This window comes from Staphylococcus sp. HMSC055C03, assembly GCF_001809385.1.
Lineage (GTDB): Bacteria > Bacillota > Bacilli > Staphylococcales > Staphylococcaceae > Staphylococcus > Staphylococcus simulans.
The window spans coordinates 1-438 of sequence record NZ_KV797471.1; the positions used below are offsets into that span (position 1 = coordinate 1).

General features: G+C 32.0%; 1 protein-coding gene. It reads left to right on the forward strand.

Annotated features, from left to right (window positions below; all coding sequences use genetic code 11):
• Positions 1 to 158: 158 nt before the first annotated feature.
• The coding region (locus HMPREF2603_RS00010) for a transposase (protein WP_083297504.1) at positions 159 to 438 on the forward strand (280 nt) is incomplete at its 3' end.

Below are 438 nucleotides of genomic sequence, written 5' to 3' on the forward strand. Positions count from 1 at the left end.
GGGGCTGGGACATAAATACAGTCCAAAATAAAATCCGAGGAGAATCTTAAGTGATTTTCCTCGGATTTTTATGTAAAATATTTATATAACTTAAAAAGATAAAGCCCCCCAAGTTATAATTAGAGATTCACCACAAACCCAATCATAGGAGGAACTTTATGTATAAAAATTATAACATGTCTCAACTTTCACTGCCACTAATAACTGATTTTACTTTCACAGAAAATGATACTGCAAATATCGTTAATGAGATTGTAGAAAGAATGCCTGAAAATGCTTTTGCTGAATATCAAAATCACAGAGGTGCATCGTCTTACAATCCTCGTATGATGTTGAAAATCATCTTATACGCCTATAGTAATTCAATATTTTCCGGACGGAAAATAGAATTTGCATTAACAGATAGTATTAGATTTATGTGGTTAGCACAAGAACAAA